19 protein-coding genes and 1 pseudogene are annotated in these 22,254 nt (G+C 62.9%); 11 read left to right on the top strand and 9 right to left on the bottom strand.

Annotated elements, in window-relative coordinates; all coding sequences use genetic code 11:
• Positions 1-144, bottom strand: a pseudogene (locus BOO71_RS29280) (IS1 family transposase); the annotation flags it as partial.
• A 194-nt stretch (positions 145-338) separates the two neighbouring features.
• Here BOO71_RS29280 and BOO71_RS03800 point away from each other — a divergent pair.
• Positions 339-821 carry a hypothetical protein gene (locus BOO71_RS03800; protein ID WP_075830645.1) on the top strand — a complete coding sequence of 161 codons (483 nt, stop codon included), beginning with the start codon at positions 339-341 and terminating at the stop codon, positions 819-821.
• 292 nt (positions 822-1,113) lie between these two features.
• Here the strand turns inward: BOO71_RS03800 and BOO71_RS29020 are convergent, their stop codons facing one another.
• Both BOO71_RS29020 and BOO71_RS03795 read right to left on the bottom strand, forming a co-directional pair.
• Positions 1,114-1,245 carry a hypothetical protein gene (locus BOO71_RS29020; protein WP_303046711.1) on the bottom strand — a complete coding sequence of 44 codons (132 nt, stop codon included), beginning with the start codon at positions 1,243-1,245 and terminating at the stop codon, positions 1,114-1,116.
• A 72-nt stretch (positions 1,246-1,317) separates the two neighbouring features.
• Positions 1,318-3,237 carry a glycosyl hydrolase family 28-related protein gene (locus BOO71_RS03795; protein WP_075830644.1) on the bottom strand — a complete coding sequence of 640 codons (1,920 nt, stop codon included), beginning with the start codon at positions 3,235-3,237 and terminating at the stop codon, positions 1,318-1,320.
• Between the two features lie 307 nt (positions 3,238-3,544).
• On the opposite strand from BOO71_RS03795, the gene BOO71_RS27565 reads away from it, so the two are divergent.
• Together BOO71_RS27565 and BOO71_RS03785 are read left to right on the top strand one after the other, a co-directional pair.
• Entirely contained in the window at positions 3,545-3,796 is a 252-nt protein-coding gene (locus BOO71_RS27565; protein WP_175607353.1) for an AbrB/MazE/SpoVT family DNA-binding domain-containing protein, read from the top strand.
• A 5-nt stretch (positions 3,797-3,801) separates the two neighbouring features.
• Positions 3,802-4,191 (top strand): PIN domain-containing protein, encoded by a 390-nt coding sequence (locus tag BOO71_RS03785; protein WP_175607352.1) that lies wholly within the window; start codon positions 3,802-3,804, stop codon positions 4,189-4,191.
• 150 nt (positions 4,192-4,341) lie between these two features.
• On the opposite strand, the gene BOO71_RS03780 is transcribed toward BOO71_RS03785, so the two are convergent.
• Positions 4,342-4,548, bottom strand: a complete 207-nt coding sequence (locus BOO71_RS03780; RefSeq protein WP_075830641.1) for a hypothetical protein — start codon at positions 4,546-4,548, stop codon at positions 4,342-4,344.
• Between the two features lie 92 nt (positions 4,549-4,640).
• Between BOO71_RS03780 and BOO71_RS27560 the strand changes: the two genes are divergently transcribed.
• The 5 genes from BOO71_RS27560 to nikC all read left to right on the top strand — a co-directional run bounded on the left by BOO71_RS27560 (position 4,641) and on the right by nikC (position 9,239).
• Positions 4,641-4,787 carry a hypothetical protein gene (locus BOO71_RS27560; RefSeq protein ID WP_175607351.1) on the top strand — a complete coding sequence of 49 codons (147 nt, stop codon included), beginning with the start codon at positions 4,641-4,643 and terminating at the stop codon, positions 4,785-4,787.
• Positions 4,788-5,255: 468 nt separating this feature from the next.
• Complete coding sequence (locus tag BOO71_RS03775) at positions 5,256-5,480, top strand: DUF2726 domain-containing protein (protein WP_254843009.1); 225 nt, start codon at positions 5,256-5,258, stop codon at positions 5,478-5,480.
• A gap of 223 nt (positions 5,481-5,703) precedes the next feature.
• Complete coding sequence (locus tag BOO71_RS03770) at positions 5,704-7,308, top strand: ABC transporter substrate-binding protein (RefSeq protein WP_075830639.1); 1,605 nt, start codon at positions 5,704-5,706, stop codon at positions 7,306-7,308.
• A 66-nt stretch (positions 7,309-7,374) separates the two neighbouring features.
• The gene (locus BOO71_RS28220) at positions 7,375-8,382 is read left to right on the top strand and encodes an ABC transporter permease (RefSeq protein ID WP_029482252.1); all 1,008 of its coding nucleotides are present in this window, start codon (positions 7,375-7,377) and stop codon (positions 8,380-8,382) included.
• Positions 8,379-9,239: a nickel transporter permease gene (nikC, locus tag BOO71_RS03760; RefSeq protein ID WP_075830638.1), complete on the top strand. Its 861-nt coding sequence runs from the start codon at positions 8,379-8,381 to the stop codon at positions 9,237-9,239. The genes BOO71_RS28220 and nikC overlap by 4 nt, the downstream gene beginning before the upstream one ends.
• A 144-nt stretch (positions 9,240-9,383) precedes the next feature.
• Here the strand turns inward: nikC and BOO71_RS03755 are convergent, their stop codons facing one another.
• The 3 genes from BOO71_RS03755 to BOO71_RS03745 all read right to left on the bottom strand — a co-directional run bounded on the left by BOO71_RS03755 (position 9,384) and on the right by BOO71_RS03745 (position 11,986).
• Entirely contained in the window at positions 9,384-10,148 is a 765-nt protein-coding gene (locus BOO71_RS03755) for a peptidylprolyl isomerase (RefSeq protein ID WP_175607349.1), read from the bottom strand.
• A 115-nt stretch (positions 10,149-10,263) separates the two neighbouring features.
• Positions 10,264-11,643, bottom strand: a complete 1,380-nt coding sequence (locus BOO71_RS03750; protein ID WP_075830636.1) for an FAD-binding domain-containing protein — start codon at positions 11,641-11,643, stop codon at positions 10,264-10,266.
• A 73-nt stretch (positions 11,644-11,716) separates the two neighbouring features.
• Positions 11,717-11,986, bottom strand: coding sequence for a hypothetical protein (locus BOO71_RS03745; protein ID WP_075830635.1), 270 nt, complete (start codon positions 11,984-11,986; stop codon positions 11,717-11,719).
• A 611-nt stretch (positions 11,987-12,597) separates the two neighbouring features.
• On the opposite strand from BOO71_RS03745, the gene BOO71_RS03740 reads away from it, so the two are divergent.
• The 3 genes from BOO71_RS03740 (at position 12,598) to BOO71_RS27555 (ending at position 15,920) form a co-directional block, all read left to right on the top strand.
• Positions 12,598-13,383: an NAD(P)-binding domain-containing protein gene (locus BOO71_RS03740; protein WP_075830647.1), complete on the top strand. Its 786-nt coding sequence runs from the start codon at positions 12,598-12,600 to the stop codon at positions 13,381-13,383.
• Positions 13,384-13,924: 541 nt separating this feature from the next.
• Positions 13,925-15,490: an ABC transporter substrate-binding protein gene (locus BOO71_RS03735; protein WP_368482861.1), complete on the top strand. Its 1,566-nt coding sequence runs from the start codon at positions 13,925-13,927 to the stop codon at positions 15,488-15,490.
• Between the two features lie 262 nt (positions 15,491-15,752).
• Positions 15,753-15,920: a hypothetical protein gene (locus tag BOO71_RS27555; protein WP_175607348.1), complete on the top strand. Its 168-nt coding sequence runs from the start codon at positions 15,753-15,755 to the stop codon at positions 15,918-15,920.
• A gap of 257 nt (positions 15,921-16,177) precedes the next feature.
• On the opposite strand, the gene BOO71_RS03730 is transcribed toward BOO71_RS27555, so the two are convergent.
• A complete protein-coding gene (locus BOO71_RS03730) occupies positions 16,178-21,067 on the bottom strand; it encodes a DUF4132 domain-containing protein (RefSeq protein WP_075830633.1) in 4,890 nt (1,629 codons plus the stop codon).
• A gap of 2 nt (positions 21,068-21,069) precedes the next feature.
• Positions 21,070-21,474: a hypothetical protein gene (locus BOO71_RS03725; RefSeq protein ID WP_254843008.1), complete on the bottom strand. Its 405-nt coding sequence runs from the start codon at positions 21,472-21,474 to the stop codon at positions 21,070-21,072.
• Positions 21,475-22,254: the final 780 nt, after the last annotated feature.

Genomic DNA, 22,254 nt, shown 5'->3' with positions numbered 1-22,254 from the left:
GCAGGTCGAGCAGCGGAGCAACCGGCGTGGCCCCGAGCGCGTGTTGTACCACTTGCGGTGACGAATATTCCCGAGACCTGACTGTCCAGCGGCTGGACAGGCGGGGTTAAGGCAGCGGAAACTGTCGAGTGAGGGTGATTGCATACGTCCGGGGATACGCCCCGGACGCCCCTCATGTCAGGCATGTCGGTTATGATTCCAGCCTTCTACCCCCTGTCTCCGCTGTCCTGCGCACGCAGGCGTTCGGAGAGCTTGGTTGTCACGGGAGTGCAGCGCAAAGGAGCCCAGATGCCAGAACGGAACCACAGCCAGGACGTCAAGCTTGAGGTGGAGAGAGCGTGAACGTGACCGTCAGCGGTCAGGGTGATATGCCGGGCCTAAAGGATGAGAGCGCAGTCATCGTGGCCCTTGACCCTGGCACCCACCTGAGCGACGGCTCGCGGCGTCTGGCCGAGCACAACGGACCCAGGCTGAATCTGCAACTGCATGACGTCTGGTTCGAATCGGAGCGCCACCTTCTTCCCAGCGGTGAACACCTTCGGGCGATCGAGACTTTTCTGGAGACGCATCGGCCCGCCCATCTGCATGTCTCCTGTCTGGCAGGGGTAAGCCGCAGCGCTGCACTCGCGCTCTTCGCACTGGCACACGCGCATCCAGAACTCAGTGACCAGGCGCTGGTGGAGCGGCTGCTTACCGCCCGCCCACAATGCTTTCCGAATCCCCTGATCGTAAGCCTGGCCGATCAGCGACTGGGGCGCGGTCTCACGGGCGCTCTGCAGGACGCCTTTTTAGACAGTGAGGTGCCCTGGCCCCCAGCCTGAGGATTGTCTTGACTTGGCTGGTGCCAGGGAGAGGGCAGGTCAACAGGACCGGAAACTGCCACCTCTCGGACCTGATGGGCAAGCTCCGTCAGCACGTTACGGCTGAGGCCCAGGGGACCCCGGCGGGGGCCTGGCCGCAGATGAACCATTGGATAATACGGATTCCGCTTAATTACCGTATAGAGGCCACCAGTGGAACAGGGTGTGGTGGGTGAGGAGATCGGGTTGTCGGCGGCACTGTGGCGAAAAATGATGGCTGAATAGAATTTAGCGATGCTCCAGTCTGCGCTTTTTATTCGGAATCTGTATTAGTCACCCCGCTGCGGCTCAGCAGGTGATACCAGGTTTCCATCGCGTCCAGGGCGTCGGGGTGGCCCTCGCAGAAAGCCCGCCGGGTTCTCGGGGCAATGACGTTGAAGGCCATACCATCACCCTCTGTCCATCAAGCAGCCCGCCATGGATCAAAGTGGCGGGCTGCTTGATGCGCTTCTCAAACTTACTGCGGATATTGTTTAAGACTGACCACCGTGGAACCCTCTTTCTGTTCCACTGGCGGAATGGTCGCCGGACCTGTCTGGTTTACCACATGGTCAATTACGCCCAGACCGTAGTTGAGCTGTACCGTCAGCAGGCTGGTCAGCTTGACACCGGACTTCTCGGGAACTTCAAAGCCATGCGTGGCATGAATGTTCGCGCCGGAGTTGATAAAGATGTAACTGCCCAGCCCCCACGCCTGATGGGTACTGACCGAATCAGCCACTTTATAGGCGGGGTAACCCAGCAACGCGCCGTTCATCCACGCCGCCTGGCTGGGCGGATCGTAGGGCATCTCGTTCTGAAACAGGATGACCTGACCGCGCTCACCGTTCCAGAGCAGTTGTTCTTTCTGGTAATGCTCCACGAACAGCCCGGTGGCCGTGACATCGTCGCCGTTGACAATGACGCCATGATCGGCAGTATTGACGGTCCAGCCGACGCCCTGGCCGTGATCGGCCCGCCAGGCCCAGATGTGGTCCAGGATGATGTTGTTGCTGTTGACGATCAGGCTGGTGGTCGCCTTGCCCACCCCTGGCCCGCCGATGCGGAAGAACACGTCGTGCAGGGCCACTGGATCGCTGGCACTGCCGCCCGCGCCGCCCTGGGTGCCGATCTGGAGCAGCACCGGAGAGTTGGTGGGACCAGCGTCAATGGTCAGGCCCGCGATGCTCACGCCGCTCACGTCGCCCACGGTCATTGCCGCCACACCCCCCTGGGCGGTCAGGGTGGCCAGCCCGAGGCCCAGCACCACCGCGCCCGGCTTGTTCACCTGAATGGTCTCTGTGATGTCGTACATGCCGGGGGTAAACAGCACGCTGCGGCCCGCCGAGAGTGCGGCGTTGATGGCCGTGACCTTGTCGCCAGGGTGGGCGATGAAGAAACCGCTCAGGGGCATGGTTTTGCCGCCGCTTTCCGGGCCATTCGCCCAGCTCACGCCGCTGGAATTGGTCTTGACGCCCGGCACGAAAACCTGATACTCGCCTCCAGCGTCAAGATACAGATACGGTTTTTCGCGTGAGACCGGGGTGGTGGGCAGGTTGGTGTAGGGGTTGGCCGGCTTGCCGTCCGCGCCCGTCGTGGCAAAACTGGTGGCAGGCGCACCCTTGACCCCGGCAAACACCTGGTTCCACACGCCGTTGGACCAGCCGGGAATTTCGCTGTTGCGGATCATGTACTGCTGCTGGGAGCCGTTGATCACCGCGTCGGTTCCGGTCACCCTGGAATCGGCGATGTAACCGCCGCTGGCGAACTGTGGCCCTGCCGAGCAGTAATCCATCAGGCTGAACTTGCCGCTGACGTCAACCCGCCGCATTGGGGCAGCCTGCGACGCGGCCCAGAAATTGGTAGCCGCCTGACAGCCCTCGCCGCCCGCCACCTTGACAGTCAGGTTGGAGGCCGAGCGCCAGAAATTGTCCAGGGCGATGCAGTTGCTGGGCTTGCCGTCGGCGTCGGTCTCCAGACAACGGTTGTAGACGTTGATATGACCGTTGATGACCACGTCGCCAGGCGTGCGGCCCAGACCAATCACCTCGGTGTAATAGCCAACATCAATCAACAAGGGTTTTTCCGGCGTGCCGTAGGTGCCTGGCTTGAAAAACAGGGCGTAGCGTCCCTTGCCGAACTCGGCGTTCACCTGTTGATCGTAGACCGCTGTGACTGCCGTCTGAATCTCAGCCGTCGTCATGCTGGGATCAAAGACCTTCACGTTGTCGCCCAGTTCGCGGTTTTCTGGGGGAGGGGGGGGCGGCGACTCTGATGCAGGCTGAGTACAGGCCCCCAGCAGCAGGCTCAGGCCCAGCAGTGCGCCCAACCTCTGGCCTGGGACATGCACACGCGGCGTGACGGTCGCAAAGGCGGAGGTGTGAAGGTTTCGTTGCATAGGGTTGCCTCCTCGAATTCAGTCACCGGAAGTGGACAGGTGTCCAGCGCCTCCCGGTACAGGGCACACGCCAGCTCAAGAAACTATGCGTCCTGTATGTACCGGGTCCCTCTTGACTGTCGTTGCCCATGCATCTTACACAGTACCTATCCAAACACAGTGCCTATCCAAAAGCGGACGGCCTGGCGCGTCCGGTCGACAGATGGCAGCGGCGTGCTGCTCTCACACCAAGCGGGTTGGCGCTGGTCACGCCATGCCTTATTTTTCTATGAGTAAGTCGTGCCTATTATGTAAGGCAGGAGGCGCTATGCGACACACCACACTGAGCAGTAAAGGACAGGTCACTATTCCTGCTGAAATCCGTACGGCCCTGGACCTCCAGACCGGGGATCGGCTCCGACTGGAGGTCACGGCAGACGGCTTTACCGCTGTGGTGGAACGTGCGCCGAAAGTCTCTGAGGTGCGTGGAGTGTTCCGGCATGTTGCCCGCCCCGGCACCACCCGCGCGCAGGAGCGGGCGGCGTTTGAGGAAGCGGTCGCCGGAAAACACACGCCTTGAGAGTGTTGACCGATGCCAATGTCATTTTGAGATTTCTACTCGATGACCATCCTGAGCTTTCACCCCGTGCCGCCGCCGTGTTTGAACGGGCCGCAGGTGGGGAGATCCGGTTGCTCATTCCGGCGGCCATTTTCGCAGAGTGTGTCTATACCCTCAAGTCGTTCTACAAACTGGACCGGGCCACCCTGGCGTCTGGCCTGCTGGACGTGCTGGCGTTGCCCGGTGTGGAGGCGCTGGAGGGACGGGTGGTGGGCGAGGCCCTGCGGGTGTTTGGGGCAAAGAATGTCGATTTTGCAGACGCTTATCTGAGTGCTCTGAGCCTGAGTCTGTCTTATCCGGTCGTGACCTTTGACCGGGACCTGGGCAAGCTGGGCGCGGAATTGCTGGAAACCTGACGCTGGAGCTGCTTGCCCTCGGCGGCCAGGCGCTCAATCTCATCGGCCAGGGCGTCGGGGGGCAGACTGTTCTGGGCAGCCAACTCATACGGACTCCGATTAGAAGGTGTTGGAGACACCTAAAAATCCGAGCGGAACCCGTATCAGTGGTCAGGCGCTGGACCCGGCCAACTGGTATACGCGGCCCTTATCGCTCCCCTGGCTACCATCCAGTGGCACATACATGTCCATTGGACGCCTGTACTTCTCGATAATGACAGCCTCGTCCGCGCCGACGATGGCGCTGGCCTGGTTCTTGAGTTCCTTGATCCCCACGTTTTGCATGGTGTCACCTGTGGCCAAAATGGTAGCCAACATTCTGGCTCTCCTCTGCTGACGGGTTTAGGTCAGCGGTTGTGATCCAGACCCTGAGATAGCCGTGTCAGACGCCAGCAGGCAAGCTGAGGGGTATGAATTTAGGAGTGTGGGGCGACCTGATGTTTGCCCTGCTCATCGTTGGCTATTCGGTGTACAGGCTGGCCATGTTCGTCCGCTGGTTTCAGCGCGTCGGCAAGCTGCCGCTGGGTACTCGTCCATCTCATACGGACTCCGATTGAAAGGTGTTGGAAACACCTGGAAATCCGAACGAGCGTCCAGGCGTCCTCATGGGCGCTGTTCTGGACAAGACAGTGGGCAGGAGAAAAACGGGTTCCGGGCATGGAGTGCGGGAATCGGCGCTGTTCCGATTCCTGCACGAAATAGACGGAATCCGTATCACCACACCGCCCCAGCTCCGCCACGTCCAGTGGACGATCTGGACTGCGAGGTCTTCGCCAGGGTCCGGGCACAGCAGCAGGCGTCTTCTCCCTGGCCAACCCCTGCTGCACCACGTCAGGCAGATACGCAGGAGAGGGGTATTTCTTCAGCCGCAGTGAACAGGCGTTCTTCCGGGTGCGGGAAGAGGCACGGCTACCGGGTGTTTCCCAACGTGCGCTTGAAGGATCTGTTCCTGATTCACGGCGGCCCCGCACCAGCGGCAGGGCACCTACGCTCGGCTGCGCGACAAGCATGTGGACTTTCTGGTGGTGTCGTTACCGGATCACCGTCTGGCCTTTGCCATCGAACTGGACGGCGCGGACCATGACAACGGCACCCAGCAGCACCGGGATGTGGTGAACGACACCGCCTTCCTCAGCGCCAGGCTGCCGCTCCTGCGGCTGCGAGCGGAAGAGCAGCATACCCGGCAGAATCTGGAGGTGGCCCCGAAGCGCCGTGTTTGGAGCGTACAAACGGCCCGGCAAATGACATGAGTCTGAAACGAGAATCCGTCGAGGATGGCGCTCCCACTGCCTGAATACGGCACCGCTTTCCTGACACTCAGGACTGACTGCATGGAGAGCAGATAAGGAGTATGTTGAACGCCGACCACCTTACGTTGAATACAGGCACCCAACCCCTTCTGGAAACTGGTTTAGGAAGCGTGACCTGAACGCTGTTCTGCATCACTCGGTCGTGTTTCAAATGGAGAACCTCATGTCACAGCAGACTGCGTCCGCTCAGAAGATTCATACGTTCTCTCGGGGCCTCGCGCTGGCGCTCTCGCTGGGTTTGTCGCTTGCAAGTGCCCAGAACGCACGGCAAAGCACCCTGGTCATCGGCGGAGACTTTTCCGATCTGATCACCCTTGATCCCGGCGTGTCCTACGAATTCAGCGGCTCACTGGTGGCAGGTAACCTCTACGACACACTGGTGATTTACGAGGGCAACGATCTCAAAACCCTCAAGCCCCGGCTGGCGTCGAGTTGGAAGGTGACACCCACACCCACTGGCTCACGGATCACCTTCAAGCTGCGCGACGCCACATTCAGCACCGGGCGGCCCGTCACCGCCGCCGACGTGATCTATTCCCTGACCCGCGTGATCGCGCTCAAAACGCCGTCCAGCTTCCTCCTGACCGACGTGGCGAACATCACTGCCAAGTCACTGAGCGCGCCCGACGCCAAGACGGTGGTCATGGACATTCCCAAGACCGCTAACCCGAACATCGTGCTGGCGCTGCTGACTTTCAACGTGGGGGGCGTCGTCGATGCCGCCGAGGCCAAAGCGCACGAGGTCAAGGGTGATTTCGGCACGGCCTGGCTCAAAGACCATTCGGCCGGCAGCGGACCGTTTATGCTCAACCGCTGGGACCGCAGCGCGCAGGTGGCGCTGGATGTCAACCCCAACGCCTTTCGCAAGTCACCCAATATCAAACGCGTGATCCTGCGCTACATGACTGAATCTTCCGTGCAGCAAAGCTCTCTGAACTCTGGCGAGATCGATGTGGCCTGGAACTACACGCCCGACGCCTTCAAGGCTGCGCAGAACAATCCCAAACTCAAGGCGCTCAAAACCGACACCTTCATGCTGTCGTATCTGGGCATGAACTCGGCCAAGGGGATGCCCTTTGAGGACGCCCGCGTGCGCGAGGCGGTGCGCTACGCCATCGATCAAGACGGCATGATCGACAGTTTGCTGCAGGGCCTGGGGCGCAAAACGCAGACCATCATTCCCATTGGACTGACTGGATCAGACCCCAAAATCTACTATCCCAACAACGTCGCCAAGGCAAAAGAGCTGATGAAGGCAGCAGGCAAGGCGGACGGCTTCAGCGTGGATTTCCTGGTCAGCACTGGCTCGTGTTCGGGTGGGGTGCCGTGCCAGGATCTGGCCGCCAAGATTCAGGCGGATCTCGCCAAAATCGGTATCAAGGCCAACATCAAGCAGATGGTCAATTCCGAGCTGTACACCACCTACCGTGCCCAGAAGGCTCCTCTGATCCAGGCCGACTGGAGTCCTGATTACCCCGATGCCGACGGCAACGGCACCCCACTGAGCGACTACGCTGCCAAATCGCTGGCGTGGCGCAACGGCTGGGACAACGCGGCGGCCAGCAAGCTGGCACAAACGGCAGCCATCGAAACCAACGCCCCCAAGCGCCTGGCAGAGTACGGGCAGCTCACGGCGCTGCTGGCCAAGGACGGCCCCTTCGCCATCCTGTATCAGCCCTATAAACCTGTGGTTCTCCAGGCGGGCATCTCCGGCTTCAACCGCAACGCCAACGGCGACGTGCAGTTCGAGAAGATCAGCAAGAAATAGTCCTCTCAACACGGAAGGCGGCTCGCTGTATTTCTGCGGGCCGCCCCTTCACATTCAGGAGGCCCAATGCTGACCTACATTCTGCGCCGCCTCGCCCTGATGGTTCTGGTGCTGTGGGGCGTGACGCTGGGCGCGTTCCTGATCTCGCACGCGCTGCCCTCCGATCCGGCGGCGGCAGCGATGGGCAACAACGCCCGCGAAGAACAACTGGCCGACTTCCGCGAGCGCAACGGCCTAAACAAACCTCTGGCGACGCAGTACGTGATCTACATGGGTCAGTTGCTGCGCGGCGACATGGGAACCTCACTGCGAACCCAGAACGGAATCGTCAATGATCTGCGCGCTTTCTTCCCAGCGACACTGGAACTGACACTGGTGGCCGTCGTTTTTGCAGTGCTGATCGGTCTGCCCCTGGGGGTGATCGCCGCTTTGTATCAGGGGCGGCCACCCGACCTGCTGGCGCGGACCTTCGCGCTGCTGGGGGGAGCGACTCCGGTGTACTGGCTGGCCATTCTGGCCCTGACGCTGTTCCATGAACGCCTGGGCTGGCTCCCGGGACCAGGCCGCCTGGACGTCTACAGCCTGGCTCCGCCCACCCACACGGGCCTGGTCCTGATCGACAGCCTGCTGGCCCGCGATCCGGCAGTGTTCTGGGACGGACTGCGGCACCTGATCCTGCCTGCACTGGTGCTGGGGGCGTACTCGGCGGCGCTCCTCACCCGCATGACCCGCAGCGCGCTGCTGGAGGTGCTGTCTCAGGACTACATCCGTACGGCACGCTCCAAGGGACTCACCCCAGCACGGGTGATTGGCAAGCACGCAGTTCGCAACGCTGCTTTGCCTGTGCTGACGGTGCTGGGCAGCCTGTTCGGCAGCCTGCTGACTGGCGCGGTGCTGACTGAAACGATTTTTTCATGGCCGGGCATCGGCGGTTACGCCACCACCTCCGCCATCAGTCTGGACTTTCCGGCAGTCATGGGCGTCACGCTGATCGCGGGACTGGCGTACTCGGTGGTCAACCTGCTGGTGGATCTGGCCTACGGCTTCTTCGACCCCCGGATCAGCTTCTCGTGACGGCTGCCCTTGTTGCACAGAGGGGCACGGGCAACGCGGTCTGGCGGCGTTTCCGGCGCAACAGTGGGGCCATGATCGGGCTGGTGCTGCTGGTCTTGCTGGTGCTGTTGGCCGTGCTGGGACCGCTGCTGGTGGGCAGTCCCAGCACGCAGGATCTGGCCGCGCGACTGGCCCCACCGTCTGCGGCCCACCTGCTGGGGACCGATCAACTGGGCCGCGACGTGCTGACGCGGGTTCTCAGCGGCGCACGCATCTCGCTGGGCATCGGCGTGAGCGTCATGCTGGCCTCACTGCTGGTGGGTTCGGCAGCGGGCCTGGTGGCCGGGCTGCTGGGCGGCTGGTGGGACGAGGTGATCATGCGCGTCACCGATATCTTTCTGGCTTTTCCAGGCCTGATCCTGGCCATGGCCATCTCGGCGGCACTGGGGCCGAGCCTGACCAACGTCATGATCGCCGTGGCGGTGGTGTCGTGGCCCACCTACGCCCGCCTGATCCGTGCCCAGGTGCTGGCGCTGCGTGAGCGTGAGTTTGTGGAGGCGGCCCGCGCGCTGGGCAGTTCACAAAGTCGAGTGGCCTTCCGGCACCTGCTGCCCAATTCACTGGCCCCACTGCTGGTGCAGGGCAGTTTCGACGTGGGCAACGCCATTCTGACCGCCGCAGGACTGGGATTCATCGGCTTCGGCGCACAACCTCCCACCCCTGAATGGGGCGCGATGGTCTCTGAAACCCGCAATTACATCGCGCAGGCCCCGTGGGCTTCCAGCGCCCCGGCGCTCGCCATTCTGGTTACCGTCCTGGCCTTTAACCTGCTCGGCGACGGCCTGCGCGACGTCTTCGATCCCAGAAAGGGGGTGTGAAGTTCGGAGATTCGGGAAAGGTTACTGGGGGACGGCGTGTTGCGGCTGAATCTCAGTGTTTCCCCCGCTGCCAGGTCTCAATCGGAACGGAATCTGGAGTCCCGAACGCAACTCGTGCGCACTCGCGTCATACGCCAGGCAGTCTCATTTCAACCGCGTGGGCATCTGAATGTCACAGATGCTGAAATCCGCTCCCTTCTCCCGCCGCACCCTGTCCACCAGTTGCGCGAAGGCTGGACCCTGCGTGTCCATCATCTCGACGACGGGACGCTCACCTTCCGGCAGATCGGCGGCCACCTGAACGCGCTGCATGATGTCCGGGTTCGTGGGGGGTTCCCCAGCGATCACTGAGGTAATCACCTCACGCCCGATCACCGTATTCCCCCACGCGGTGTATTGCAGGCCCAGCCGGAATGAAGATGCCCCACGCATAAAGAAGATCTCGCTATTGGCGCTGTCCTGGGCCTCGCCCCGGCCCATGCCAGCCGTGCCCGGGCAGTACGCGCCCCAGGCCTGGAAGTCCGGTACGTTGCGCCGCCGGGTTTCGGCATCCGACACGGTGAGAATCGGCATGGTCCCCAGGAAACCGGCATTGCCGTCGCTGGTCTCGGTGACCTGTCGCCAGACTGTTTTGGTGGGCAACCTCGCCGAGAACTCGGGTTCGAGGTTCGGGTAGGTGGAAGTTCCTCCATCCTTGTTGTTGGGGTTGCCCGTCTGAACGACGAAGAGGTCAATGACCCGGTGGAACTGCAGGCCGTCGTACACCTTCTCGCGGGCCAGGAGCTTGATGCGCTCGACGGCCTTGGGGGCCAGTTCTGGGCGCATCTCGACGATCATGCGCCCCTTGGTGGTGTCGAACACCAGGAGGTTCTGTGGATCGATGGGCACCCAGCGGGCCTGAGTCTGCATAGACTGCATTGGAGCACACGACGCGAGCAGAACCGGACCCAGCCACCAGGCAGATTTTTTCATGATTCAGTATTGGGGTTTGGGGAAGGTCCGTCAATGCGGCGCTGCTCTGGGTTTACTGCTCGGCTGTGGTCTTGGCCGACTGGGCCTTTTTTGCACGGGGCCGCTTGGGTTTGGGCGGCGCGGGTTCCTTGCCGAACGCACTGGCGCTGATCTGCCGCCAGTAGTCGCCGTGGACGCGCAGATCCAGTGGCTTCAGGCTCTCCCCGAACACAGGTTCCGCCCACAGTTGCACCGTCAGGCCCGCCGCCTCCAGCGCTGTGACGATGGCCCTGAAACGCGGGCTGGGGCTGGGCGTGGTGGCCACGGTGTCGGCCCCGTGCGCCTGGGCAAAGCGGATCACCTCGGCGGCCACGTCACCGCGCAGAACATGAGCAGGCAGCTCCTGCACGCACCCATGGATGAATGTCTGGCGCTTGGCACTGACCGTCCATTCTTCGAGCAGTTCGTCATCCCAGACGAACACAGCAGGCCCTTTCGGATAGGCGGCCAGCGCCTCGTTGGTGGGCGACAGGCGGTCCCCATGCACCCACACCACTGCACTGGAGACGCCTTTGGGGGTGTGCGGCGGCTCCCAGGGAACGGCTTTCAACCGTTCGGGGTCCAGATGGCCGCTCTCGCCAGGCGCGGCCTCCTTGTTTTCAAACAGCCTCTCTGAGAGAGCGGCGTAGGTGGCATCGAAGGGGCAGCCTGCGTTTGCCAGGGGACAGGCGGCGCAGTAACGGTCCCCGGCGTACTTGACCAGATTGCCCCGGTTCCACAGATACGGGTACGACCGCCAGGTGCTGGCCACCCACTGCCAGCCCACGTTGTTCGACGATGGATCGCCGTCCAGCAGATGCGTGATGAACCACGACGCCCCGCCTTGCCACCACACCCGTCGGTGATGGACCACGTAACTGGCCAGCCACATCCGAATGTGGTTGTGCAGGTAGCCCGTCTCTCGCAGTTCCTGAGACCACGCGTCAATACAGGCCGCTCCGGTGGTGCCGTTCTCGATATCAGCGGGAAATTCGTGGGTGTAGGCAGATGCGTGCAGCCCGGTTTTGTACGGCTCGAAGTCCTGCCAGATCAGCTCGCCCACCTCGGCGTAGACGCGCACAGAATAGTCGCGCCAGCTCAACTCATTGACGTATTTCCATACCCGGCTTGGTGCGGTGTCCGGCGCGTGGGTCAGGGCCGCGTCCCGCACCTCGGCCAGGGTCAGGACGCCGTGGCGCAGGTACGGTGAGAGACGGCTGACGTGGCCGTCCAGGTGGGAGCGGTCCCGCCCGTAGGTCACCGGATCAATCTTCGCCAGTGCCTCAAGAGCTGCCGCTCGCCCGCCCTGCGCAAAGCCCTGATGGTGTGAATCATTGGCGAAGACGTCTGGGAACAGCTCGGCGGGCGGCACGTCCCGCAGGCTGGCGGGCAGGGAATCAGGCGGCTTCGGCATCGAGTGAAGTGTGCCATCCCAACCAGAGGCTCACGGTGTCCTGAAGCGCAGGTCGGTGCGTGTGGAGCGGCGCTTACGCGACGTCTTCCAACCAGTCCAGATTGAAGAACACCGGTTTGACGTGTGGGGCAAGATCGGCCAGGGCGTCATCCGTACAGCCTGGCCAGTTTCCCAGCAACTGGGGCCGCGCGGTGGCGTCCGGCGTACCGCCGACATTCAGCACCACGCCCGCACCGTACTTGTCGGCGGCGTAACGCTGCAAGGCTCCCCACGCCTGCGGGTCCACCTCGTGGCCCACCGGGACGCCCAGAATCAGCAGGGGCTGAAACACGCTTCCGCTCATTGCTGATTTTAAAATGCCCCAACCGGACAGGGCGTAGAACCTGAATCACAATGTGGCGGAGACAGGCCGCCTCACGGTAGGACCCTTGATGCTGAGGCGTTTTGGTTGGAGCGCGGGGTCCAGCAGCCTGAAATCTGCCGCAAAAGGACAATTCTCCCCAGATGATTAGGCGTTGTGAGCAGCGATCCCTCCAAGTGGCAGTTCACTCAGCCGCTGCGGCCTGAAGTGAAGCGGCGCGTGCAAAACGGGTAAGGCGAGGAGACAGAGGTCATCTTCTGTGTGACGCAGGCTCCCCGGACACGGGGGACCGGGCAATTTGAGGAGAAGGCGGGCGTGCCTGGAGCGTTTGTGCAGGAAGTGCTGGACGGCGCTTTTGAGAATATGGTGGTGGCGTAGCAGCTCAGGCCTCTGCCTTCTCACGTTCCAGTATTGTCCACTTGATCCGTTCGGTGACTGTCATTTCGCCACCGTGTCAGACCCTCCCGACAGAGTGGTTTAAGATGGCCCAGTATGCCGCCAGAGTTAAAGCTGTTCTCCGAAGGGGTGAGAGTTCAACATGCGGGTCTCCAGATTCACTGCTGTGAGGCTGTGTGTTTCTGGAGATCAGGATCATGACCGTCTATGGAGTCATTGGTGTGGGGGCCATCTCAGCAGCCATTGTGCGGGGACTCTGCCGTACGGACCAGGCAGGTCTGCCCCCCGGCGTGCTGCTCTCACCCCGCAACGCCCAGCTTGCTGCTGAGCTGGCTCAACAGTTCCCTACTGTTCAGGTTGCTGAGAGCAACCAGCACGTTGTTGACGGTGCGTCTGTGCTGCTGCTCTGCCTGCGCCCACAGGATGCCCGGGCGACCCTCAGCGCCCTGACCTTCCGCTTAGATCTGACGGTCATCAGTGTGATGGCAGGGTTTACGGTCCGTGCACTCGCTGACCTCATTGCGCCAGTCACTGACCTGGCCCGGAGCATCCCACTGCCTGCCGTGGAGCTTGGTGAGGGCGTCACGCCACTGTTTCCATCTTCTCCTGCGGCCCCCGCCCTGTTCGGGCAGTTGGGAACAGTGATTGAGGTCCCAGACGAGCGAACATTTGAGGCCCTGTCAGCGTCTACAGCGACCGTGGCCGCCATGTTGAAGTACATGGAAACCACCTCAGCATGGCTGGCTGGAAAAGGAGTATCTGCACCTCTGGCCTCGCGTTACGTGGCGGCCATCTTCTCCGGGGTACTGACCCCACTCCAGACAGCAGCGGCGGTGGACTTTGGGGCGCTGTCTCACGAACACCAGACGCCGGGCGGTTTAAACGAACAGTTCCTTGGCGTGCTGGAGCAGGCTGGAATGTTCAGGGCAATAGAGGGCGGGCTGAATCAGGTCCTGGAACGGCTTGATCCCCACCAGAACTAGGGGTCAGCGTGGGGCAACCGCCCCATTTCCCATTTCCGCTTTTCACCTGAAAATTTGAGATCAATTCCAACAGGGACGCAGAACAATGTGGGACAGGGCCGTTGGGAGGTGTACGAAGTACGTCAACGCTGCCGTGCTTTTTTATCGCCTTCTCTTCTTGAAAGAGCCGCTTCCCTAACGCTGAACTGACGCCCTGTTCCGTGTCGCAGCCGTGACCCTGGCATCGTTCAGGTCGGAACCACACGGCACCGCAACATCGCAATCCACCATCCCAGCACCGCGACGCTCAACTCCAGAACGAGAACCATGACATGACCTGTACCTTCATTTGACGTCGGAACGGGTTTTGGGGGCAGCTTAGAGGTACGATTCCATTGCAATTGAACTGGATTGACCAACCGGAGAAACCCAGGTGACTGAGGCACGGCGTACGGCAGCAACAGATTCTGCACAGTGGCAGGCATTTCTGAAGTTCAGGTGTTCTCTGGCCATATTTCTGGACGAATTCTCGCGGGGGCCACGGCTCCACAAGGAGAACATCATGAATAGAACAGGCATGAGCAAATGGCTTCTGGCGGGACTCCTGATGGCGGGCAGCGCGTCTGCGAAAACCATCGTGTTCGGACTGAGTGGTGAACCCATCAGTCTCGATCCTGCGGTGACCGCCGATGGGAACACCGCCTACGTGCAGACCCAGATCTACAACAGCCTCATCAGCTTCAAGCCCGGCACCGTTGATCTGCAACCGGACCTGGCCCTGCGCTGGACCGTTAGCAGTGACAGCCTGACCTGGACTTTCTACCTGCGCCAGAACGTCAAGTTCCATGATGGCACACCGCTGAATGCAGACGCCGTGCGCTTCAACTTCATGCGCTGGTGGGATCCCAGCTTCGAGTTCGGCGCGAAGAAAGCGTTCCTGGGTTGGAAGAATAACCTGGGCGGCTACAAGGGTGAGGACGGTTCGATCGTCAAGGATATCAAGGTCCGCAACGCGTACACCGTCGACATCATTTTGAACAAGCCGTATCCAGCTCTGGATTCGGTGCTGGCGGATTCCGGCCTGTTCGGCATTGCCAGCCCGACGGCCATCAAGAAAAATCCTCTCCAGTACGGCACGCCAGCGGGCCTGGCTGTGGGGACTGGCCCGTTTGTATTGAAGAAATGGACGAGTGGCGTGAATGTCGAGCTGACCCGCAACCCCAGTTACTTCCGCGCTGGGTATCCCAAATCTGAAGCCCTGCTGTTCCGCTTCTTCAAAGACCCCAGCGGACGCCTTAACGAGCTGCTGACCGGCGGGGTGGATATTGCCACTGAACTGTTGCCCGATCAGCTCAAGTCGGTCCAGAGCAACGTCAAGTTGAACGCGGTGCTGCGCCCAGCCCTGAATCTGGGGTATCTGGGTTTGAACACGGCCTACAAGCCGCTGACAGACGTACGCGTCCGCACCGCGATTGCCAGCGCCCTGAACAAGAAGGCCATCGTCGACACCTTCTGGAATGGCCTTGGCATCACCGACGGTCACCTGCTGCCGCCGCCACTTGCCACGAACTATGCCAAGGGCGTGACCGACTACAAATTTGATCCTGCGGGTGCCAAGAAGATGCTGGCCGACGCCGGCTATCCCAACGGCTTCACGCTGGACCTGTGGTACATGCCAGTGTCCCGTCCGTATTACCCCACGCCCAAGCCCATTGCGGAAGCGATGGCCGCCGATCTGAGCGCCATCGGCATCAAGGTCACTCTCAAGACCGAGGACTGGGCCAAGTACCTCGAAGACCGACAGAACGGCAAGTTCCAGGCGTTCATGCTGGGTTACGTATACGCCACCGATCCCGACAACGGCTACACCAATCTCTTCGCGCCCGGCTCGACCACCGACATCAACTGGAACAGCCCGGAAGCCACTGCTGCGCTCGACAGCGCGCGCAAGCTGCCTAACGCTGCTCAGCGCCTGCCCTTTTACCAGAAGGTGGATGAGATCCTGTTCAATGCCGCCGTGCGGATTCCCATCGTCCATTCGCGCCTGCTCGTCGCCAGCGGTGCGGGAGTCAAGGGCTGGATTCCCAGTCCAACGGGGTCCGAGAAGCTCGATACTGTGGAGAAGTAGACGGCGAGGCAGCGCAACCCCTGCTTGTTTTTAAAGCCACCACGTCCACGCGAAAAGCGTGAGCGTGGCGGCTCTTGCAAGGCGAGTGGATGATCTCGCTGTGCGGTTGCTGTTGCGTGATCCATCTCGACCAAGCCCTTGACGTGGCGCACCGGGGTCCGCAGGTCGTGCGGGGCGCTCGCGGTAACGCGCTGACCCTGCCATCCTGCCCGGGTTAACGGCGCTGCTGGCCCGGAACCTGGCCTGAAGGGGGAGGAGGCCCGTGAACCTTCTGGGCATCACGCACGCCCTGGAGGGCAACACGGCGCTGAAATTCCTGGGGCTGGCGAGTTGCGGGACCAGCGACTCTGGCCTGGTCACCCTGATGGGAGCGTCTGCTGGACATCCTCGCCTGGTCTCGCTGGACCTGTGCGACGCGCAATACGGCTGATCCACTGGCGCAGAGGGCGGCCCTCAATTTACTGGAACACGAATGGCCACTCCGCAGCCTGAATCTGTCCCGAATGCAGGGCGCTGCCGAACCCATGAACCAGGTGCCGCCTGGCCTGCGCCTCGACATCACGGGCGCCCGTCCGCCCACGACATTCGCAGCGTGGACTGCTGAATCCACATTCACCAAAAAACAGGGCCGGAGAAGTTTGAATTTCTCCGGCCACCGCATTCACTGTGTCCGCTCTGCGCCTGGCCTCAGCGCAACTGTTCCAGGATCGTCGGGTCCTGAATCTTCCTGTCCTCGGCCAGCAGCAGTACCTTGCTGATCACCTCCGCCGTTTTGGGGTCGGGATCGGCAAACGGCAGGAACAGGCGGCCCGCGTGCTGGTTGTGGACCGGAATCACGCACAGGAAGCCGCCGGGCATGCGGTGAACGGTGCCGCTGCCCAGGTGGACGGTGTAGTTGGCGTACTGTCCGGCAATGAAAGCGTGGCTGTGTTCCAGCCGCACGTTGCCCAGTTTGAGCAGCCGCAGGGTTTCACGCAGCAGGTCCGTGCGCATGTCCACGGTACTCAGGCTGGCCTCGGGATCGACGCCGCCGACGTGGGCAACGCCCACCACCAGGTCCAGATCACGGAGGGTCTCGCTCAGGACGCGGGGCGGCACCTCGGTCAGCGGAACCAGCCGCGCCCGGCCCAACTCGTCGGTCTCGTCCTGGCGCACGAAATAGACGGCATTCAGGGCCGCGCCCTCCACCTCGCCCGGGGTGCCGTAGCCCACGCTGGTGTCCACCCAGACGTTCAGGCCCTCGTGGTGGAAAGTCTTGCGGACGCCCTCCTCGGGCACGGTGACCCAGCCGCGCGCCTTGAACAGCGCGGCGGCCTTGCCCGGCTGGACGTGGTGGCCCGCATACCGCTGGCTACGAACCGCGCCGCCCCCCTCGGCGGCGGTCAGCGGGTAATACTCGCGGAACGCCTGTTTGAACGGCTGGGTCAGGCCGCTTTCCATGATCTGCTGCTGAAAGGCGGGCCACTGGCCACTGAGATACAGGTCGTGCGGGTGAGCCAGCCGCAACGACTGCTCGCCGATATCTTGGGGGCCGGACGGCGTTTTGAGCTGCCCGTCTTGCCACCACCCCACCGTGGCTGCGTCCAGCACCCACAGCAGTCCCCCCAGCATCGGTGCGATCACTGGATGGCGGCCCAGATCGTTCAGTTCCTGCGGCGTGAAGAAGTCGCCGCGCACCATCGCCTCTTCCAGCGCGGCGCGCATGCGCCCACGGGTGGCCTTGAGTTCGGTCACGGCGGCGCGCAGGGCGATCACTTCGGGGTGTTTCTTGAGGGCGGGCGGCAGCGTCTTGAGAGGTTTCTCGCCGCGCCGCAGGGTCAGGCTGGCCTCGCCCTGCGGGGTCATTTCGATGCCCAGGGTCACGCCGCCCTCGGTCACCGTGGCCTGCCAGTCGGGGGCCATACGGGCTTCCATCGCCCAGGTCAGGCGCTGCGGATCGCTGTATCCGGCGCTGCGGGCCAGGTTCTGCATGCCGATGTCGGCGGCCAGACGCTCGCTGGCCTGCCGCTGCGCCCCGAACTGTCTGGCCCCCCGGCGAAAATCGCTCAGGACGCGGTAACGGCCTTCCAGTTCTTTTGCCAGCTTCGCTTTGGCGCGGCTCAGAGGCAGCAGCCCCAGCGCCCGCACGGCGTCCTGGTTGCGTTTTTCGGCAATGCGTGCGCGCAGATCGCTTTCTTCCAGCTCGCCCAGGATGGCGCGGGCAAACAGTTCGGCGCGTTTGTGGCCGCCGCTGCTGCTGGCGTATTTGGCCGCGTCCAGCAGCGCCGCGAAGCGTTCCTTGCCCAGCGCTTTATTCATCTGCCTGAACCAGGCCACGTCCACCGCGCCCTCGGTCAGGTCGCCCGCGCTCAGGGGGGTGCGCTCAGCGATCTCGGCCTCCCAGGAGTCGCGGATGTCCTGCGGCACGCTCCAGTTGCTTTCCTTGGTGTGGGCGTGCAGCCAATACACGCCGCTGTGCAGCCCCTTCCAGCCCAGCGTGGCCGCCACCAGATCGGCCCACTGCGGCGCGAACATCGCCAGGTCCAGCAACCGGGCGTCGGCCAGCTTGAAGTCCTGCACCTGTGCGGCGAACGTGGCGGGCGTGTCCCCAGGTGCGGGAAACGACACCCGGACCAGATGGCTGAAGGTCACGTCGCGGCTCTCGTTGCGGCCCTGATAGCCGCGCTTCAGCGGGTTCTTGTCCAGCCCGGCCAGCAGGCGCAGGGGCAACGCCGCGCCCAACGCGCTTTGCAGGGCCAGGGCAGGCTGCGTGGCGGGCGTTTCCAGATCGCCGCGCGTGACCTCCACGTCCAGCACGCGGGCACGCACCTCATCCACCGCCGCCAGCCACTCAGGCGTGGTGGGCAGGTTGTCGCGCAACTTGCGGCGGGTGTACTCCTTCAAATCATCAAAATCGTTGCCGGAGTGGTAGCCCTCCCGTTCAGGGCGCGGGCCGATCAATTGATCCAGCAAATCCGTCCGCCCGGCCCAGCCGCGCTCGTGGGCCAGCAGCAGCAGCCGGGTGTCGGGCCGCCAGCGCGGCAGATGCTGGAACGCCGCATTCTGGAAGAGGCTGATGCGCCAGTACCGCTGGAGGACGTCGTCGGGCTGGCTGTACACCGGCAGATTGCCCCGGAGTGGCCCCAGCAGGCTGCGGGGATCTTCGGACCGCCAGGTATATTCCGGGTGCTTGAGCATCCGTGTGTCGCGTGGAAGGTAGGTCAGGGCCGTCTCCCAGGCATCCAGGGCCAGGGTGGTGTCCAGCTCGTCCCGGAACCTGCTGACCAGATAGGTATGGACGGCCCGCAGGAGATCGGCATGTTCCAACCACAGCGCCGCCAGCGGCCCCAGCGTGCGCTGAAGGGTCTGGCGCAGCACCTGCTGTCTGGCCTCGTTGAAGGCCAGGACGGCCTGCGCCTCCAACTTATCCGCCTCGTCTGGATCGTCGTCCAGATCATCCATGTCGTCCACTTCCAGCTCAGCATCGAGTTCTGCCGGGGTGGTGTCCTTGCGGGCCACGTAATGCCCCAGGGTCCAGCCCATGCGGGTCAGGTCGCCGTCCTGCGCGTCTGCGCGGCCCGCCCACCAGCCGTCCCACAACCCGGACAGGGGCATCACGCCGTCACTGTTGGGGCGCAGCATCCAGCCCGACAGGTTGCCCAGCAAGATCGTCTGCTCGCCGTCGTAGCCCACGCCCAGCAGCGGCAACTCGCGGTTGGCGGCGATCAGGGCGTCCAGACTTTGCAGCAGGTCTGCGCCGCGCTGAACGTCCTGCGGGTAATCTCGTTCATGAATTTCCAGCGGCCCAAATGGGGTCCGCTCTGCCGGGTCAAACAGCCCCAGACCGTCGTCCAGCGACATCTGTGCCCCTGGCTCGGTCAGGCGGGCGTACAGGGTCTGCTCACTGACGTTCTTGGGCGTGAATTCTGTGGGCGGCGCGGCCCCCACCTCCTGAAGCAGTTGCAGCCCCGCCTGACGCTGATCGGTGTTGGTGGTCTTCAGCAGTTCCAGGGCGCTCGCCTCGGCCAGCGCGGTGTCGCGGGCCAGCAGGCGGATCAGGCCCCGGCGCAGGTCCGCGCTCTTGCGCTTGAGGAGGGTCTGGATGACGCCGACCTCCTCTGGATTGGGGGTCAGGTGCGCCATCACCTCCACCGTGGCCTGCGACACGCCGCTGTTGCGGTCTTGCAGCAGGGTCAGCAGCAGTTCACGGGTGGGCACGTCGATGGGCTGGACCTGTTCCTTGTGGCGCTGCTCGATTTTCTTGAGGACGTACGCCTTGCCGTCACTGCTCATCTGGGCCAGGTAAGCGGCCAGGTGCGAGACGTGGGCGTCCCCCAGTACGGCGCTCAGGGTGTCCATCGCCTCGGCACGCGGGGGCAACTGGCCCAGCCAGGGAAACAGCAGGGGCTGGTGACCGGCCTCGGTTGGCAGGCGCTGGGCATAGGATAGGTAGTCCTCAAAGGTAAACGTGGGGGCCTGGTCAGGCTGGCTCCAGCGGCTGACCATTCCCCCTGCCAGTGCGGCCAGGCGGGGGTCCGCGTCACGGATCAGGGCCGCTTGCCCGGCCTGGTCCAACAGTCCAGCGGCCAGCAGGAATTGGGCGGCGGCCATGCGGCGCTCCGCGTCGGCGTCCTGAAGGATTGGGCGGGCCTGTTCGGCAGCCTCAGCAGCGTCGCGCATGGCCAGGATGTACAGCGCCAGGTAGGTGTCCACCCCGGAGCCGTTCTGCACGGCGGCGCGGGCTGCGCCGCTGTCTTCCAGAAAGGCCAGCGCCCGCGTCAGTAACCCACGCACCACCTTGAGATCGCTCACGTCGTAATTCAGACCGAACCACACGCAGGCCGCGCGCAACACGGCGGCGAAGCGCAGCAGGTCCTCTTGCAGGATCAGGCGCAGCATCCGCGTAAACGGCTCTGGCCCGGCCTCGTCCACTGTTTCCAGAATCCCCTGCCGCAACCCTTCCTGGCGCTGGGCGGCCAGCAGCAGGCCCTCGGCCAGGGTCCACGCTTCAGGATTGGTGCTGGACAGCAGCGCCAGCGGGACGTGACGGCCCATGCGCGCCACCGGATGCCCGGTAGATGCCGTGTCGCGCAGAATCTGGAACACCACTGCGTCGCCGTCGCTGATCGCCTGCCCGATCAGCAGGCCCAGGCTGTGTGAATTCCAGGCATTGAGCAGCCCGGCATGCACCGCGAACCATTCCATGTTCTGCGGATAGTCACGGGTGGCCTGCCACGCCACCATCAACCACGAGGCGGCCCGCACCGCCTGAACGCGCTCCCCTGGCGCGCGGAAGGCGCGGCGGGCGTAACTTTCCGGGTACGGATGGCGGGTCAGCAGGGCGTTGATGGTGCGCTGGGCGGTGTCCGCTGACTGGGGAAAGAGCAGGGCGGCCAGTTCGCGCTGATGGGCCTCGGAACTGCCGTGCAAAAAGTCGGCCAGCGTCACCTCGCGCCTCTCACGCTCGCGGTAGTCGCGGGGTTCCTTGAGCAGTGGGCGGACGAGTGCGGCGAGTTCGGGAGGTGCGCCGCTCAGGCGCTCTTCCAGCGGGGCTTTCCAGGGCTGCTCGAACGTGCGCAGATAGTCCTGAACGTCCATCCTCAGCCCCCGGCCAGCGCGGTGAGGCGCAGAAGCAGCAGCGTGCTGTCGGCGTGCAGGACGAGTGGCTGATCCAGGGTCTCGATCTGCTCGTCGTCCACAAACACGTAGTACAAACCGTCGCCGAAGGCGGTGAGGGCTGTCCGGGTGGCGTCCTCGGGCGTGACGGTGCTGCTGCGTTCCTGGGGGGCCACGCTGATCCGGCCCGCCGCAGCGCCGTCGCTCAAGTCCTGCTCAGTCAACACCCGGAGCAGACCCACACTCTCCTGCCGCTCGTGGTAGGCCGCCACCTCCTGGCGAACCAGATGTTCCAGCAGGCTACGCAGCGTCTGGGGACCGTCTGGCAGGGGCGTGGGGCGGCGTTCAAAGGGGGTGCGGCGGCCAACGATCTTGGTTTCGACAATCATGAAAAAACCTCGCTCTGGGTGGGGGTCAGTTGAATGGTGCTGAATTTCACCGCCGATTGTAGCGGTTGAGATTGATTATGTAAATAGCATAATTAGATGCAGGATTATCCGTCCTGTGACCACGGGAGTTCACGCCCTCAACCATTGAAACTGCAAAGCAGTCGGATGGGTCTGGACTGCGCGGAGAACGTCGGCCATGAAATCGGGATTGACCGATAGATGCAGCGCCGCGCCGTTCAGGCGGGTTTCATGTGGATGCCAGGACCTCTGGTGACCGTGGTCCCCTCTCACGCTTGAAGTCCTTCTTGCCGTGGGCGGCCCCACGGACACTTTGCGGAAGGGGAACATCAGGATCTTGTGGAGAGAGGATGGGGCAACCTCAACTGGTGTTCAACTCCACCCCTGGCAGTGGTTTCTGGCACCAGGCACGATGGGTTCGCCCAGATGGTCCGCCATAGCGGGTCATACGGATTCCGTCTGTAACGCGGCAGAAATCGGGACAGCGCCGATTCCCGCACTCCACGCCCGGAACCTGTTTGCCTTCTGCTCACTTCGTTCGGATTTCCAGGTGTTTCCAACATCTTTCAATCGGAGTCCGTATGAGCTGTAGTTCCAGAAAGCAGAGCCGCTAGAATCTGGATGGGAGTCGTGCGTTTTGTTGCCACACATCAACATGGACGGTCCCCACCCCATTCGTCGAAAACCTTCCGCACTCCGGTCCACTGGACGTCAGGAGAAGTCAGGAGAAGTCAGGAGAAGTCAGGAGAAGTCAGGAGAAGT

The sequence above is a fragment of the Deinococcus marmoris genome (assembly GCF_001949125.1).
GTDB lineage: Bacteria > Deinococcota > Deinococci > Deinococcales > Deinococcaceae > Deinococcus > Deinococcus marmoris_A.
The sequence above is the reverse complement of the archived record's forward strand: the minus strand, read 5'-3'. Positions and strand labels throughout refer to the sequence as shown.